The 15,983-nt window shown below is 71.6% G+C and carries 10 protein-coding genes and 4 tRNA genes; 9 read left to right on the forward strand and 5 right to left on the reverse strand.

The features are described 5' to 3' along the window. Positions 1-273 precede the first annotated feature (273 nt). Both VF584_25300 and VF584_25305 read left to right on the forward strand, forming a co-directional pair. Positions 274-2,085, forward strand: a complete 1,812-nt coding sequence (locus VF584_25300; GenBank protein ID HEX8213516.1) for a glycoside hydrolase family 15 protein — start codon at positions 274-276, stop codon at positions 2,083-2,085. A gap of 87 nt (positions 2,086-2,172) precedes the next feature. Then, complete coding sequence (locus VF584_25305) at positions 2,173-4,731, forward strand: BamA/TamA family outer membrane protein (GenBank protein HEX8213517.1); 2,559 nt, start codon at positions 2,173-2,175, stop codon at positions 4,729-4,731. 349 nt (positions 4,732-5,080) lie between these two features. Here VF584_25305 and VF584_25310 read toward each other — a convergent pair whose 3' ends face one another. Continuing rightward, positions 5,081-6,361: a YhjD/YihY/BrkB family envelope integrity protein gene (locus tag VF584_25310; GenBank protein ID HEX8213518.1), complete on the reverse strand. Its 1,281-nt coding sequence runs from the start codon at positions 6,359-6,361 to the stop codon at positions 5,081-5,083. Between the two features lie 136 nt (positions 6,362-6,497). Here VF584_25310 and VF584_25315 point away from each other — a divergent pair, with 136 nt between their 5' ends. Continuing rightward, positions 6,498-6,971 (forward strand): NUDIX domain-containing protein, encoded by a 474-nt coding sequence (locus tag VF584_25315; GenBank protein HEX8213519.1) that lies wholly within the window; start codon positions 6,498-6,500, stop codon positions 6,969-6,971. 97 nt (positions 6,972-7,068) lie between these two features. Here VF584_25315 and VF584_25320 read toward each other — a convergent pair whose 3' ends face one another. Beyond that, a complete protein-coding gene (locus tag VF584_25320) occupies positions 7,069-8,568 on the reverse strand; it encodes a hypothetical protein (protein ID HEX8213520.1) in 1,500 nt (499 codons plus the stop codon). Between the two features lie 173 nt (positions 8,569-8,741). Between VF584_25320 and VF584_25325 the strand changes: the two genes are divergently transcribed. The 5 genes from VF584_25325 (at position 8,742) to VF584_25345 (ending at position 9,527) form a co-directional block, all read left to right on the forward strand. Further along, a tRNA-Gly gene (locus VF584_25325) sits at positions 8,742-8,814 on the forward strand. Between the two features lie 20 nt (positions 8,815-8,834). Further along, a tRNA-Cys gene (locus VF584_25330) sits at positions 8,835-8,905 on the forward strand. A 78-nt stretch (positions 8,906-8,983) separates the two neighbouring features. Beyond that, positions 8,984-9,056 (forward strand) — tRNA-Glu (locus tag VF584_25335). Positions 9,057-9,145: 89 nt separating this feature from the next. Beyond that, positions 9,146-9,219: transfer RNA gene (locus VF584_25340), tRNA-Val, on the forward strand. Positions 9,220-9,284: 65 nt separating this feature from the next. Further along, the gene (locus VF584_25345) at positions 9,285-9,527 is read left to right on the forward strand and encodes a hypothetical protein (GenBank protein HEX8213521.1); all 243 of its coding nucleotides are present in this window, start codon (positions 9,285-9,287) and stop codon (positions 9,525-9,527) included. A 111-nt stretch (positions 9,528-9,638) separates the two neighbouring features. Here the strand turns inward: VF584_25345 and malQ are convergent, their stop codons facing one another. From malQ to VF584_25360, 3 genes are all read right to left on the reverse strand, one after another. Beyond that, entirely contained in the window at positions 9,639-11,768 is a 2,130-nt protein-coding gene (gene malQ, locus VF584_25350; GenBank protein HEX8213522.1) for a 4-alpha-glucanotransferase, read from the reverse strand. Between the two features lie 170 nt (positions 11,769-11,938). Continuing rightward, a complete protein-coding gene (locus VF584_25355; protein ID HEX8213523.1) occupies positions 11,939-12,796 on the reverse strand; it encodes a tetratricopeptide repeat protein in 858 nt (285 codons plus the stop codon). Positions 12,797-12,798: 2 nt separating this feature from the next. Continuing rightward, entirely contained in the window at positions 12,799-13,551 is a 753-nt protein-coding gene (locus VF584_25360; protein HEX8213524.1) for a phosphodiester glycosidase family protein, read from the reverse strand. 298 nt (positions 13,552-13,849) lie between these two features. Between VF584_25360 and VF584_25365 the strand changes: the two genes are divergently transcribed. Continuing rightward, positions 13,850-15,983, forward strand: a 2,134-nt coding sequence (locus VF584_25365) for a fused MFS/spermidine synthase (protein ID HEX8213525.1), incomplete at its 3' end; no start/stop codon positions are given.

Raw genomic sequence — 15,983 nt, forward strand, 5'->3', positions numbered from 1 at the left:
CGGGCGGCTTCCGTGCCACTCACCATGCGCGGACTGGCGATCAGGAACTGTATGTAGTGGCTATCAATCACCTTGGATGCGTTCATAGCTGTAAGCTACCTGCTTACAACCAACTGCGTAACTCCTAACAGAGACACAGAGGATACGAAAAGAACGGCGGGAGCGGTTCTCCGCGGCTCGTAGTTCCCTCCGCGTTCTCTGTGTGAGGCCTTTTTTCCATGGCGGAGGAGTGCTCCGGTCCGCCCGTGCACACCTTTTGCCATCGGGAACCGGATGAATTATCCGCCCATCGAAGACCACGGCATCATCGGCGACCTCAACACGGTGGCGCTGGTGGGGCTGGACGGCACCATCGGGTTCATGTGCGCCCCGCGCTTCGACTCGCCCACCGTGTTCGCGTCGCTGCTGGATGCGGAAAAGGGGGGCGCCTTCACCATCAAGCCGGCGCTGGAGGGGGCGCGAAGCAGGCAGCTCTACCTTCCGGACACCAACGTCCTCCTCACGCGCTTCATGGCCCCGGCCGGCGTGGCCGAGATCACCGACTTCATGCCCGTCGGCGACGCGGAGGTGCGGCGGGTGGTGAGGCGCGCCAAGGCCGTGCGCGGCGAGATCCGCTTCCAGGTTCGCTGCGCCCCGCGCTTCGGCTACGGCAGGACGCCCCACACCGCCGAGGCGACCGAAGAGGGCGTGTGCTTCGCGACGGACGACGGATCGCTGCGCATGCGGCTCGACGCGTCGGTGCCGCTCGAGATCGTGGAGGGCGATGCGGTCACGGAGATCACGCTCAGGGCGGGGGATACGGCGATCTTCGTGCTGGAGGTGGGCGGCGAGTGCAAGGGGGCGGCGCGGGCGTCGCAGCGGTACGCCGCGCGCTCGTTCAAGGAGACGGAGAACTTCTGGCGGCGCTGGATCGGCCGCTCCACCTACACCGGCCGCTGGCGCGACGAGGTCAACCGCTCCGCGCTCGTGCTCAAGCTGCTCGTCTCACACCCGCACGGCTCGCTGGTGGCGGCGCCCACCTTTGGGCTCCCCGAGCGTATGGGCGGCGCGCGCAACTGGGACTATCGCTACACCTGGGTGCGCGACGCCGCGTTCACCCTCTACGCGCTGATCCGGCTGGGCCTCACGCAGGAGACGGGCGCCTTCATCCACTGGATCGCCGATCGCGTGACCGGCGAGACGGGGAACGGCGGGCCGCTGCAGCCGCTGTACGTCATCGACGGCTCCACCGAAGTGCCCGAGGCGGAGCTGGAGCACTGGGAGGGATACGCCGGATCGCGCCCGGTGCGGATCGGCAACGCGGCGGCGCAGCAGCTGCAGCTCGACATCTACGGCGCGCTGATGGACTCCGTGTACCTGTACGACAAGTACGGCGAGCCCGTCTCGCACGACCTGTGGATACGCCTTTCCGGGCTGGTGGAGTGGGTGTGCCAGAACTGGCGCCTCCCCGATGCGGGGATCTGGGAGATCCGCAGCGAGCTGCGCGAGCACCTGTCGTCGCGCCTCCTCTGCTGGGTGGCGGTGGACCGCGGGATCAGGCTGGCGATGCGCCGCTCCTTCCCCGCGCCGCTCGGCCGCTGGATGGAGGCGCGCGACGCCATCTACCACTCCATCTTCGACGAGATGTGGAACCCCAAGATCGGCGCGTTCGTGGGTGAGCGCGGCGGAACGGAGATGGATGCGTCCGTGCTCCTGATGCCGCTCCTGCGCTTCATCTCCCCCACCGATCCGCGCTGGACCTCCACCATGAAGGCCGTCACGCGCGACCTGGTGGAGGACTCGCTCGTGCGCCGCTACCGCATCCAGGGGAGCGAGACGGACGGCTTTCCCGACGACGAGGGGACGTTCACCATCTGTTCCTTCTGGTACGCCGAGTGCCTCTCCCGCGCAGGCGACGTGCAGCAGGCGCGGTTCGTCTTCGAAAAGGTGCTTGGCTATGCCAACCATCTCGGGCTCTTCGCGGAGCAGCTCGGCCCCAGCGGCGAGCACCTGGGCAACTTTCCGCAGGCCTTCACCCACCTTGCGCTCATCAGCGCCGCGTTCGACATCGACCGGCGGCTGAGCGGGGCGGGGTGGAAGGCGTAACGGAACCATTGCGCGGACCCCCCACCCGGCACGGATATTACAGGACCGAGTACGATTGGACTGCCGCGTACCGACTACGATGAGAGGATGAACCGCGTGAACCACGTGAACCTTTGCCGCTGGCGCATCCTGGCCGCGGCGGCGGCGGTGCTGGGCACGGCGTCCGCCGCGAGCGCGCAGCAGACGGCTACCGTCACGGCCGGCGAGCGGTACCGCGCCAGCGGGCTGCACACGGTGCTCCTGGGAGAGGAGTACCGCGCCGCCTGGACCACGCCGGTCCGCGTCGAGGTGCTGGACCCCGACCGCTTCGCCGGGGGGCTCACGGTGACGGGCGAGGGGGGCGGCCTCTCCACCGAGTCGCTGCGGCTCAAGGGGCGCGACGGGCGCGAGTACGTCTTCCGCTCGGTAGACAAGAACTCGGCCCGCGCGGTTCCCGAAGACCTGCAGGGGAGCTTCATCCAGGACGTGGCGCAGGACCAGACGGCGGCCAAGCAGCCCGCCGCGGCGCTGGTGGTGCCGCCGCTGCTGCGCGCGGCGGGCGTCCCCCACGTGGTGCCGCGGCTGTACGTGATGCCCAACCACCCCTTCCTGGGCGAGCACCGCCAGGAGTTCGCCGGCAAGCTGGGCCAGATTGAGGAGCGCCCCGTTGACGCGGACGACGGCGGGCCCGCCTTCAACGGCGCGGAGCGCGTCGAGGGGACCCCGGACTTCCTGGAGGAGCTGGAGGAGGAGGGCGACAACGTGGTGGACGCGCCGACGTACCTCAAGGCGCGGCTGATGGACATGATGATCGGCGACTGGGACCGGCACCCGGACCAGTGGCGGTGGGCGCGCTACGACCGCGGCGGCCGCGAGGTGTGGGAGCCGATCCCCCGCGACCGCGACAACGCCTTCGCGCGCCACGAGGGGATCCTCATGGCGGTCGCGCGCAAAGTGGCGCCACAGCTCACCCAGTACGGGCCGGAGTACGGCACCATCTACGGCCTGCACTACCAGGCCTCGGCGCTGGACCGCCAGCTCCTCTCCTCGCTGGATCGCGCGGCGTGGGACTCGATCGCGCAGTTCCTCCGCACCCGCGTCACGGACGCGGTGATCGACACGGCGGTGCGCAATCTGCCGCCCGAGTACTACGCCGTCGACGGCGCGCGCATCCGCACCGAGCTGATGGCCCGGCGCGACCGCGTTCCCGAGGCGGCGCGTGAGTTCTACGAGCTCCTCTCCAGCGAAGTGGACGTCTACGCCAGCGACGACGCGGAGCGCGCCCAGATCGCCCGCGCCGCGGACGGCACGGTGACGGTGATCGTGACGCCGGGGGAGGGCGCCCGGCCCTCCTTCGTGCGCCGCTTCGTGCCGGGCGAGACTCGCGAGGTGCGCCTCTTCCTGCGTGGCGGCGACGACGCCGCGGAGGTCACCGGCACCGGCCCGGGCGACATCCTGGTGCGCGTCATCGGCGGCGGCGGCGACGACCGGCTGGAGGACCGCTCAACCGCGTCCGGCGGGCGGCGCACCGTCTTCTACGACGACCGCGGCGACAACCGCGTGGAGCTGGGGAACGAGGCGAGGCTGGACACGCGCCCCTACGCCACCCCGCAGCGCCGCAGCCTGGTGGGCAACCCGCCGCCGCTGCGCGACTACGGCGCCACCACGGCGATCTTCACACCCCACGCGCGCTGGCAGACGGACGTGGGGCCGGTGATCGGCTTCGGCCCGTCGGGCACGCGCTTCGGCTTCCGCCGCCAGCCGTACGCCACCTTTCAGCACCTGCGCTTCGTCGTCGCGCCGTTCGCGGGCGGCGTGGGCGTGGAGTACGCCGCCGACTACCGCCGCACCAACCGTCCGGCGTTCACCACCATCCTCCTGCGCGCCAACAACTTCGAGACTACGCGCTTCTACGGCTTCGGCAACGAGACGAGCGAGGCCGGCGACGACCTCGACCGCTACGTGGTGCGCCACAACTTCCTGGCCGGCGAGCTGCTCCTCCACAGGCGCCTCGCCCCCGGCCTGATGCTCGCCGCGGGCCCCGAGATGCGCTACGTGGACGCCCGCATGCGCGACGAGCACCTCATCGCGACGCTCGACCCCGCGGGGACCTCGACCTTCACGCAGGCCGGCGCGCTGGCTCGCCTCGCGCTCGACCGGCGCGACACGCTGGCCATCACCCGCAGCGGGGTCACCGCCTCCGCCGAAGTCCGCGGCTTCCACTGGACGGACGGCGAGCCCTTCGCCCGCCTGAGCGCCCAGGCGGCCACGTACGTGCCGATCGGCGCGCGCGGTCCGTCGCTCGCCTTCCGTGCGGGCGCGGAGACGGCGGTGGGCGACTATCCCTTCCAGGAGGCGGCGTTCCTGGGCGGCTTCACCTCGCTGCGCGGCTTCCAGTACCAGCGCTTCGCCGGCGACGCCTCCGTCTTCGGCACCGCCGAGGCGCGCCAGCCGATCGGCCAGATCCGCCTGATCGCCCGCGGCCGCCTAGGCGTCCTCGGGCTGGTGGATGCCGGCCGCGTGTACGTGGATGGCGACTCGGATGGAGGCTGGCACACCGCAGTGGGTGGCGGCGTGTACTTCGAAACCGTCGGCCGCGTTCTCGGGCTGACCTATGCGCGGGGCGATTCCGGGCTGCTCTACGTGCACTTCGGCCTTCCGTTTTGAGGGCCTGGCCCCCACCCCCGCTCGTCACCTCGCGGCCCCTCCCCCAATAACCACCTGGGGGAGGGGCGTTCGCTTGCATCCGTGCCGATCGCGCACGTCCTGGCCGCCCCGCGTTTGCACGCATTCGCGCGGACGGCGCAGGGCGGCGCGGCGGAAGGCACGGGCAGCCACGTGGGGCGGCCCCTACCGTTTCGGTGCGAGGGGCGGGGCGTCCTGGTGGGGGCGACGGCGGGCAGACACGCAGGTCGGCCCCTACAAAATCGGGTGTGGAGGAAGCAGCGGTCGAAATGGGGGCGAGGGTGGGCGCGATAAATGGCGAGTGTAACGAGCCGGGGGTGAGGGCCCCCTCTCATCGCTCCATCTCCGCGCTGATCTCCCCGCCCAGCAGGATCACCAGCGACGTCACGTACATCCAGAGCAGGAGCACGATCACGGTGCCGAGCAGGCCGTAGGTGGCGCTGTACGAGCCGAAGTTGGCGATGTAGACGCGGAAGGCGAGCGTCGCCAGGAGCCAGAGGACGGCGGCGATGGCGGAGGAGCGGAGGAGGACTGATTTGCTTCCACGCTGGTCGCGCAGCGGGAGGACGTAGTAGATCACCCAGAACGCGCCCACGATCAGCGCGAACGAGAGCGGCCACTGCCCCAGGTCCCACAGCGTGTCGCCCACGGCGCCGAGGCCCATGGCGCGCGACAGGACGGGGCCGGCCAGCAGCACCGCGCTCCCCGCCACGAAGAGCACCCCCACCGCCACCAGCGTCCCCAGCACCACGAGGCGCCGCTGCACGAAGCCGCGCTTCCTTCGGATGTGGTAGACGGCGTTGAGCGTGTCTTCCAGCGCCATGAAGACGTTGGAGGCGGCCCACAGCGCCAGGAGGAGCCCCACCGAGAGCGGGCCGGGGTGCGTTTCGCGCACCACGTCGTCCACGAAGCCGCCGACGAGCGTTCCCGCCTCCGCCGGGAGCATCCCGCCCAGTCGCGTAGCGAGCCAGTCCGCGGTATCGTCGCCGCCAAAGATTCCCGCGGTGGCAAAGAGCGCCATCACCAGCGGCGGCAGGGAGAGGAAGAAGTAGTACGCGACCCTGGCCGCCTGGTTGGAGATGTCGTCCTCGCCGAACTCCTTCATCACCCGCTTCCACAGCGGCGGCAGCGCGGACCTCGGCGACGTCTGCTCGGGCGCCACCGAACGCACCGTACGAACGGGTGCCGGCTCCGCGCCGGTGAGGGCCGCGCGCAGCTCCAGTGCCTCGCCGCGAGCCCAGTCGCCCGTCTCGCGCAGCTCGGTGAGGGCGCGCTCGGGAGCCACCTTCCTGCCTCGCGCGTGGCGGATGCCGAGAAAGGCGAGGACGCCGCCGGCGACGAGCAGGGCCGCGCCCACGATCAGCGCGGCGAGCCAGTAGCGGCGGCCGAGCAGGACGCCCAGGCCCAGCACCAGCGCCTCCACCAGCACCAGCGCCCCGACGGCGGCGAGCGTGGCGCCGGCGACCACCTTTCCGGCGTCCGCGGCGAGGGTGCGGACGTTGGCGGTGATCTCGGCGCGGGCCAGCGCCATCTCCTGGCGGATGAGGCGCGTGGCGTCGGAGCTGAGGGAGCGGAAGAGCTCGCCCAGCGGCCGCTCGGGCGTGGGGTCCATGAAATCCGTGGCGGGGAGCGGGGTGAGCCCGATTCGGCGCGGCCAGCGGCAAAATGGGTGCCGGTTGCCTGTACGAAGATTGCGTAACAGATTGAAGGATTGAAAGCGTTCGTCGCCCCCAAGCACGGGAGGGTGGATGAGGCGGGTTTCGCAGCTGGCGGCTGGAATCGTGCTCTTTCGGGAGGAAGGCGGCGCGCGGCGGTACCTGCTGGTTCGCTCGGCGCTCACCCGCCGGCCGATCTGGGAGTTCCCCAAGGGCGGCGTGGAGGCCGGCGAGACCGACGCGCAGGCCGCCGAGCGCGAGCTGCAGGAGGAGGCCGGCGTCCGCGCCGAGGACTACCGCGTCATCGACGGCTTCGAGGAGGAGGAGCGCTACGTCTTCACCCAGGGCAAGGGCGAGGGGCGCACCCTCATCGTCAAGCGCGTCGTCTACTACCTCGCCGAGGCGCTGACCTCCGAGGTGCGCATCTCGCACGAGGCGGAGGACTTCCGCTGGGCCACCTTTGAAGAGGCGCAGCGCCTCCTGCGCTTCCCCGGCAAGCGCATCGTCCTGGAGCGCGCCGACCAGATGCTCGCGCGCATGACGCCGGACGCTATCCCCGCCACCTGAAAAGCGATCTCACACAGAGACACAGAGGGGCACCGCAAGAACAGAAAGAGGTTCTCTGCGGCTTGTAGTCTCCCTCCGTGTTCTGTGTGAGGCTTTTTTATAGCGGCGCCGGGCGAGCGGTGTCGGCGGGCGCGGGAGGCGGCGTGGGGGTGGCTGCACGACGCGGGCGGCCGAAGACGGGATAGTACGCGCGCACCCCCAGCTCCAGGCGCGTGTCCGCGGGCGCGCCGCCGGTGCCGGCGACCGAGCGGCCGTACAGAAGCGACACCTCGGCGGGGAAGGGAGCCCGGCCGGCCGCGTACGCCCCCACCGTCGTGTAGCCCGCCCCCACGCCCAAGCGGTGCCCCGTCCGCGCCCCGATCAGCTCGACCGGCCCCAGCAAGTCCGCCCCGTCCCCGGAGTACGTCGTCGCGCCCGCGATCTCCAGCCGGTACTGCGCGGCGAAGGAGAGCTCGTTCGTCAGGCGATAGCGCGGCGTGAGGCTCGCCGCGATGCGCATGCCCGGCTCGCGGCGCAGCACGCGCGTCTGCGTGGTGTCGGGGAAGGGGTTGTCGGCGCTGAAGGCCAGCCGCGTGACGTCGGCGCCCAGGAGGAGCTGCGCATCTGCCGCCCCCGTCACCCACCAGCGCCGCGACGGGAACCAGTCGCCCGCCACGTCGCCCCCCACGCCGAAGTGCCCGCGCAACCCCGGTTCTTCCAGGAGGAAGAGTGTGTTCCCCAGCTTGCCCGTGGGGAGCCTCACCCGCGCGCCCACCACCGCGCGGAAGCCGCGCACAAAGGTGGAGTCGTCGGGGACCGCCCACACAGGCGCTGTGCCGGCCAGGCGCAAGCGCGCGCCCAGCTCCACGTCCCCGAGCTGATAGCCGGAGCCGGCGGTGCGGCGGGTGAGCGCGTCGAGCTCCTGCGGCGTCAGCCGGCCCGCGCGCGTGGCGTCCGCCACCAGTTCCTGGATGGAAACTCCGCGCGTGGGCAGGGCGAGCGAGTCGCCGGCCCCCGCGCTGCGGGCGTTGACCCGCTCGCGCAACGCCGTGGCGGCGTCGGTCCCCTCCACCGGGAGGAAGGGACTACGCCCCAGCGTGCCGAACGACGTGTCGACCCGCGCCAGAAGCTGCCCGTTGAGCGTGGCGTTCGGGTTGAGCCCGATGGTGCCGTCCTCGAGGAAGATCCCGCGCACCGACGTCTGCCGCCGCGTCACGGGGAGCGTCGCCTCCATGGTGAGGCGGGTGGTGAGCCCCAGCGCGACGGTGATGGGGACGTCGCGCGTGTCGCCGGAAAGGAGCGCGCGCACGCTGCCACCGCCCAGGCTCGCCGTCTCGACCGGCGCGCCCGTGGCGGCGAAGAAGGTGTTCAGGCCCGTGCGCAACGGCCCCAGCTCGGGGGCGGTGAGCGCCTCCGCGCGCGGCTGAAGGAGCGTCTCGAAGGCGCCACCCAGCGGGTCGCGCCCGCCGCCGAAGCGCTCGTCGTAGCCGGAGAAGATCCCCAGCGCGCGCACCTCCAGCATTCCGCGCGGAAGCACGCGCGCGTCGGGACCCTGCGCCTGCGCGGCGCCGGCGGCGAGGAGGAGGAGGGCGGCGGCTGCGGTGCGAAACGGCTTCATCGGCTGCGGCAAAGGGGCGGTCGGTTGGGGTGCGCGCGGCGGCTCCGCGGCGGCAGGAGGGTAGCGGGGCGGGGGCTCGGCTGTCAACGCGCCGGGGCCCGCGAACGGCGCCACCGCGCGCCGGGAGGGGTTGACCGCCCCCGAAACGGGGTGTATCTTAGCGCTCCTTATTCGCGGGAATAGCTCAGTTGGTAGAGCGCAACCTTGCCAAGGTTGAGGTCGCCGGTTCGAGCCCGGTTTCCCGCTCTTTTGCGCGCGATGTACATGGCGCCGTGGCCAAGTGGTAAGGCAGAGGACTGCAAATCCTCGACCCCCGGTTCGAATCCGGGCGGCGCCTCTGAATGCCCGCAGCGGTCACGACGGGTTGACGGATGCAGGTGAAGCGGGTAGTTTTTACGCCTTGCTGGTGTGCTACGCCCCGTTCGTCTAGTGGCCTAGGACAACGCCCTCTCACGGCGTAAACAGGGGTTCGATTCCCCTACGGGGTACTGTAAAAATCTGGGGGAAAATGGGTCAGGGCCCCGCAGGCAGCAGCCCACCCCCTGGCGCGGGCGCGGTGCAAGCCGGCCCGCGATACGGTCGATTAGCTCAGTTGGTTAGAGCGCTCGCCTCACATGCGAGAGGTCCGGGGTTCGAGTCCCTGATCGACCACTTCCAAAGAAGTCCCGCCGCAGCGGCATGCTGGGCGGGATTTCTCGTATCCGGAGACATCCCACATGGCGATTCCCTTTCCCGAGCGTCCCCCCGAGCCGCCGCCGGAGCCGCGCACCCTGCGCACGGCGGTGCTCCTGGCGCTCCTCTTCGGCCCGCTGGGGCTGCTGTACGTGAGCGTCCCGGCGGCGCTCTTCCTCTCGTTCACCGCGATCGTCGTCGGTCTCTTCACGGTGGGCACCGGCCTGATCGGCGTGTGGGCGCTCTCCATCTTCGTAGCGGTCGTCCTCACCTGGGAGATGAAGTAGAGGACGGCTGCCTCACACAGAGCCACAGAGGCACACCGAAAGAACAGCAGAGGTTTTTCTCTGTGCCTTTTCCGTTCCCTCTGTGCCCTCTGTGTGAGGCTGCTGTCCTCCTCAGCTCGCCGAAAGCTTGCGCTCGTCGTCCGGGAGGGCGTCGCGGACGCGGGGATCGCGGGCGAGGTCCTCGATGGGCGTGGCGAGCTTGCGCGTCCAGGCGCTGAACTCGGACGGCGGCACGCCCGGCACGTTCACCGGCTCCGCCTCGCCCACCAGGTCGTCCAGGCTCAGGCCGACGAGCGCGGCGGGCGTGCGGGAGAGGAAGGCGTGCACGGCGCCCCGCAGCGCCGCCCCGCTCCCCGGGTGCTCGGGGCTCGGGAGTACGCCCTCGGCGGCGAGGCGCTCCAGGATCGCGCGGCGCTCCTGCACCCGGTCCCGCCGCTGCTCCTCCGCCGCTTCGTCGCTCGGAATCACGCCCACCTCGCGCTTCACCTCGATGTCGCGGCCGCGCCAGAAGCCGGCCAGCGTCGGCATGTCGTGCGTGTTGGCGGTGGCCAGCGACATCGGCTCGTACTCGGCGGCGGGGCGGAACTCGTCGCCCTCGCGCTCGAAGTAGAAGACGCGCGACGAGAGCACCCCCCAGCGCCGCAGCACCGGCGGCACCTCGGGCGGCACCGTGCCCAGGTCCTCGCCCACCACCAGCGCGCGGTGGCGATCGGCCTCCAGCGCCAGGATGCCGAGCAGGTCCTCCACGGGGAAGCTGACGTACGCGCCGTCCTTGCCGGCCGCGCCCTCCGGAATCCAGAACTGGCGAAAGAGGCCGATCGCGTGGTCGATGCGCAGCGCCCCGGCGTGCCGCATGGACGCGCGCACCAGCCGCACCCAGTAGCGGTACGCATCCTCCCGCAGCGCGCGGGGATCGAGCGGCGGAAGCCCCCAGTTCTGCCCCTCGGCCGAGTACGCGTCCGGCGGCGCGCCGATGCTGGCCCCCGTCACGAAGAGGTGCGGGTTGGCCCACACGTCCGCGCCCGCGGGCGAGGTGCCGATCGCCAGGTCCTGGTACAGCCCGATCGACAGCCCCGCACCCTCCCCGCGCGCCGCGGCTTCGGCGAGCTGGCGGTCCAGCTCGAACTGGAGCCAGCGGTGGAAGTCGATCTCCTCCGCGTGCGTCCTCGCGAACTCCGCCACGGCGGGGGAGCGCGGGTCGCGGAGATCGTCCGGCCACGTCCGCCAATCGCCGCTCTCCAGGTGGCCCGTCAGCGCCTCAAAGGTGGCGAAGTGGGTCAGCGACTCCCCCTGCGCTTCCAGGTAGGCCCGGTACGCCTCCGCCCTCTCCCCACCGCCGGCGGCGAAGGAGCGGTACAGCACTTCCAGCACGCGCCGCTTGAGCGCCATCACCGGCTCGTACTGCACGTGATCGCTCGTCCTCAGCTCCTCCAGCTCCGCGCGCGCCGCTTCCACCATCCGCTTCGCCTCGTCCGACGCGCCGTACTCGGGGATGCCGGGGACGTCGATGTAGATGGCGTTGCGGAAGATGCGGCTCACCGGGCTGTACGGGCTGATGTCCGCGCCCTGGTTGCGCAGCGCGTGCAGCGGATTGACCCCCAGGAACGCCCCGCCGATCTCCGCCGTCCACTCCGCCAGCCGCGCCAGGTCGCCCGTGTCGCCGATCCCCCAGTTCTCCGCGCTGCGCACCGAGTACAGGTTGGCGATGACGCCGAAGACGCGCTCCTGCCCCGCCACCTCCGCGACCGACGGGCAATGGCCGGGGACGACGATGAGCGTCTGCTTCCCCTCCTGCTCGCTGCTCCCCGTGCGCAGGGTGACGCGGAGGGTGTGGTAGCCGAGCGGTGGAGCGCCGGGCAGGGAGATCCGCACGCCGCCGTCCGGCTCCGCGTTCGCTTCGCCGCTCGCGTGCACCGGCTCACCCGTTTCCGGCACGAGCTCCAGCGTCCATGCGACGTTCGGCGTCCCTTCCGGCGCGCGCGCCAGCACGGCGGCGAGCTCCGGGTCGTCCCTGCGCACCACGCGCACGGGTGAAAGGACGCGCGAGCGGTCGCGGCGCTCCCATTCTCCGAGCGCGGCGCCGGCGTGGTCGTCGGTGGAGGCATCGATCCCCATCGCGCGCAGCAGCGCCACCCGCGTGCTGTCGGATGTGGTGCGGGTCTCGGTGCCGGACTGGTCCACGTAGCTGGGGACGATCCCGGCCACGGCGGCGAGGTCATGGAGGCTGGACGGCTGCTGCATTCGACGGATCTGTAGGGCTGAATGGAGGAGGGCGCCCCTTCGGCGCCGGACCCTGCGCCGGGGCAAGGGCGGTGCCCGGGGGGTTTCAGCTATTCAGATCCTCCATCCCGGCGAGCGCGCCGGCCCATGCGGAAACATCGTGTCACAGAACACCGGGAGGAGGGGGCTGTTCACGGACCGATCGGCGTCCCCGCGGACCATTCGATCAGCAGCCCGATCACAATCATCAGGAGCACGACCAGCACCCACGCGAGGAGGAATTCGAACGCGACGATCAGGACCTGGGCGATGCCGCGGAGCGGTCGTTGGAGACGCGCGGCCCGGCGCGTCAGCGGCTCGTCGACGAGGCGGAGGAGGCGCATGAACGGCGTGTCGTGCTTCGTCGCCTTGCGCAGCCCGCCGTGCGTGTTGGATTGGGATGGGTCCAGCCGCAGCGATTCGCGAAAGGCGGCGCGGGAGCCGGCTAGCTGGCCCAGGTGGTAGAGCCGCCACCCTTCGATGGCGTGTGCCGTCGCGCTCTCCGGGTGCGCGGCCAGGAGGCGCGCGGAGACCTCGGCCGCCTCGTCGTGGTACCCCATCTCGATGAGCGCCGCCGCGAGCACCGTGTTGCACCCCTCGTCGTCCGGCTGGAGGGCGAGGCCCTGGCGCGCGCAGCGGACCGCCTCCTTCCACTCCCGCTGGTCGAGCCGGATCTGCCCCAGTAGGTGCCAGCCGTGGATGTAGTCCGGGTCCACGCGGATGGACTCGAGCGCCGACGCCAGCGCCTGATCCGGAAAGCCGCGCGACTTCAGCACGAACGCGAGCGCGTAGTGGCTGAACGACGCCCCTGCGTCTCCCGCGACGGCGGCCTTCGCGGCGGCCACCGCGGCGCCCCACTGCTCCTCCGCGGCATGGCAGAGCGCCAGGAGGGCATGCGCGTAGGCGTCGTCCGGGTCCGCGGCGAGGGAGCGGGCAAGCTCTTCGCGCGCCTGCGGGTAGCGCCCCAGCCGGTAGAGGAGGCGCGCCCGCTCGTTGCTCTCGCCCCCCACCGTCAGCGCGCGAAGACCCCGATGAAGCCCACGAACTCCACCTCGCCCCGGGCCGCGCCGCCGCCCACCTGGAGCATGGCGGTGTCGTTGCCGTCCAGGAAGAGCGCGTCGGGGCATCGCGCCCGGTCGCGCAGGACGCGCGCGAGCTCGTACAGCGTGATCCCCGTGCCGTCCACCGTGTGCGCCAGTACCACCTCGCGCGGCCCGCACACCGCGACGGCCGTGCGGTTGAGCGGGGTGCCGCCGGGTAGGGGCGAGAACTTCGGGTGGATGCGGCCGCCCAGCACCAGCGCCGGCCCGGACTGCGTCGCCTCGCGCATGCGCCCCCGGAGCGCACCGGCGCGCTCCGTGGTGACGATGCGCGCGGTGCCGTCGTGCAGGATGGCGAAGACGGCGCTGGGCCGGAGGTAGAAGTTGCCGATCCCGGCGCGCGTGTTCAGCGGGTCCAGCGTCCGGCCGCGCTCCACGTGCAGGCCGGTGGGGGTGCGGTCCTTGTCAAAGATCCCGGCGTTGCTCACCGCCAGCAGCCGCAGCCCGGCCCCCCGCGCCCAGCGCTCCACCGCCGCCGGCGAGCGAAACGGCGCGCCCGAGGGGTCCTTCCACAGCATCCGCACCTCCGCGCGCCGCAGGTCCACGCGCACCAGCTGCACCCGCGCCGCCCCCTGCTGCACCGTATCCACGCGCAGCGGTGCGGGGCGCTGCGCCAGGCACGGCGCCGCGAGCAGGCAGGCGAGGGCGGGGAGGAGGATGCGCATGGTTCGAGCGGTCGGGGGTGGATGTGGGCGAGTGAACTCGCGGCAACAACAGCACAAAGTCCGCCTGCGCGGACTCCGGGTCTGATGCCGCGCTTCTCGAGCCGGCTTTAGCCGCCTTCCCGTCGTTCCAGCCGGGGGATTCATCCCGGGTGATGGCGGCGGCCGCTTGCGCATGGCGGCGAACTCCAGTCCATTGCCCGCACTCCCGGCACGGTCGCCGGATACGCCACCTCTGCCCAATCCGCTGTTGAGCACCGTCACGCCAAACATAGAGCAACCCGCACGCCGCGCCGCCCCCATGATCATCCTCGCCGCGTATGCGTGCGCGGTGTTCTGCAGCGCGTTCCTGCTCTTCCTCGTGCAGCCCGTGTTCAGCCGCATGGTGCTCCCGCTGCTGGGCGGGTCGCCGGCGGTGTGGAACACGTGCATGCTCTTCTTCCAGGCCGCGCTCCTGGGCGGCTACCTGTACGCGCACCTCACCACGCGCTGGCTCCGGCCGCGCGCACAGGCGACGCTGCACCTGGGGCTGATGGCCGCCGCGGCGATGGTGCTCCCGGTGTCCGTAGCCGGCGCCGCGCCTACGGGGGGCGGCTCGCCCATCCCGTGGCTCCTCCTGCTGATGGCGACTACGGTGGGGCTGCCGTTCTTCGTCCTCTCGGGCACGGGACCCATCCTCCAGCGCTGGTTCTCGGAAACCGGGCACCCCGGCGCGGCCAACCCCTACTGGCTCTACGCCGCCAGCAACCTGGGGAGCATGCTGGCGCTCGTGGGCTACCCCGTCCTCGTGGAGCCCAACCTCCGCCTGGCCGCGCAGAGCCACGCGTGGACGCTGGGCTACGGCGCGCTGGCGATCCTGCTGGGCGGGTGCGCGCTGGCCGTGTGGCGCGCGCGGGGCGGGGAAGCGGCCGCCGAGCCCGCCGCGCCCATACCGGGACGGGAGCGGGTGCTCTGGGTGGGGCTCGCCTTCGTGCCGTCGAGCATGCTGCTGGGCGTCACCACGTACATCACCACCGACCTTACGCCCATCCCGCTCCTCTGGGTGGTCCCGCTGGCGCTGTACCTCCTCAGCTTCACCCTGGTCTTCGCGCCGCGCACCCTCGTGCCGCACTCGTGGATGGTGTGGCTGCAGCCGTCGCTACTGGCCGCGGCGGTGATGATGCTGCTGGAAGGGTGGCTGCGCGAGCCATCCGTGGCGCTGCCCATCCACCTGGGCGTGCTCTTCGTCACCGCCATGGTGTGCCACGGCGAGCTGTCGCGCCGCCGCCCGCCCGCGTCGCGGCTGACGGAGTTCTACCTGTGGATCTCGGTGGGCGGGGTGCTGGGCGGCATCTTCAACGTGCTGCTGGCCCCCGTCCTCTTCACCCGGATCTACGAGTACCCGCTCCTCCTGGGCCTGGCCTGCCTCGCCCGCCCCCGGCCGGAGGAGAAGGAGGAGGAGGGGCTCCCGCGCCACCTGCTGTACGCGCTCCAGGCGCTGGTCTACGGCGTCGCGCTCCTCTACCTGTCGAACGCGGACCACCCGCGGCTCCCGGGGATCGCCGTCGTCGCGCTGGCGGCGGTGGTGATCACCCTGATGACGGTGGGGCTGGGGCGCGCGCCGGGATGGCTGGCGCTCTGCCTGGGCGGGCTCCTCCTGTCGCAGGTGCGAACCGAGGTGATGTCGCCCAACAACCTGGCGACGCGGCGCACCTTCTTCGGCCACTACCGCGTCTACGTGAACGGCATCGGGGGCGGCTACACCGTCCTGGGGCACGGCTCCACATTGCACGGCGCGCAGAGTTTGACCCAGGAGCTCACGGGCGAGCCGCTCACCTACTACGTCCGCAACGGGCCGCTGGGCGACATCTTCGCCACCAACCCGGTGGGTACGCGCGGGGTGCGCGTCGCCGTGGTGGGGCTGGGAACCGGCACCACCGCCGCGTACGCCCAAAAGGGCGAGGAGTGGACCTTTTACGAGATCGATCCCGGCATCGTGGAGATCGCCCGCAACCGCAAGTACTTCACCTACCTGCACAACGCCGAGGCGCCCATCCGCGTGGTGCTGGGCGACGCGCGCCTGTCGCTCGCCAAAGCGCCGAAGGGGGCGTACGACCTGATCCTCCTCGACGCCTTCTCGTCCGACGCGGTGCCGGTGCACCTCCTCACCCGCGAGGCGCTCGGCACCTACCTGGAGCGGCTGGCGCCGGGGGGGCGGATCGCCTTCCACGTGAGCAACCGCTACCTGGACCTGGAGTCGGTGGTCGGCGAGCTGGCGCGCGAGCGAGGGCTGGCGGTGACGGTGGGGAGCGGTCCCAAGTCGAGGCCCCAGCGCTACGAGCAGTCGTCCACCTGGGTGGTGGTCGCCCGCCGGCAGCGCGACCTCTTCGGGCTGGACAACCCGCCACGGTGGCGCGCGCCCAAGCTGCGGCCGGGCGCGCGCCCCTGGACCGACG

This window comes from Longimicrobium sp. (assembly GCA_036389135.1).
Classification (GTDB): Bacteria; Gemmatimonadota; Gemmatimonadetes; order Longimicrobiales; family Longimicrobiaceae; genus Longimicrobium.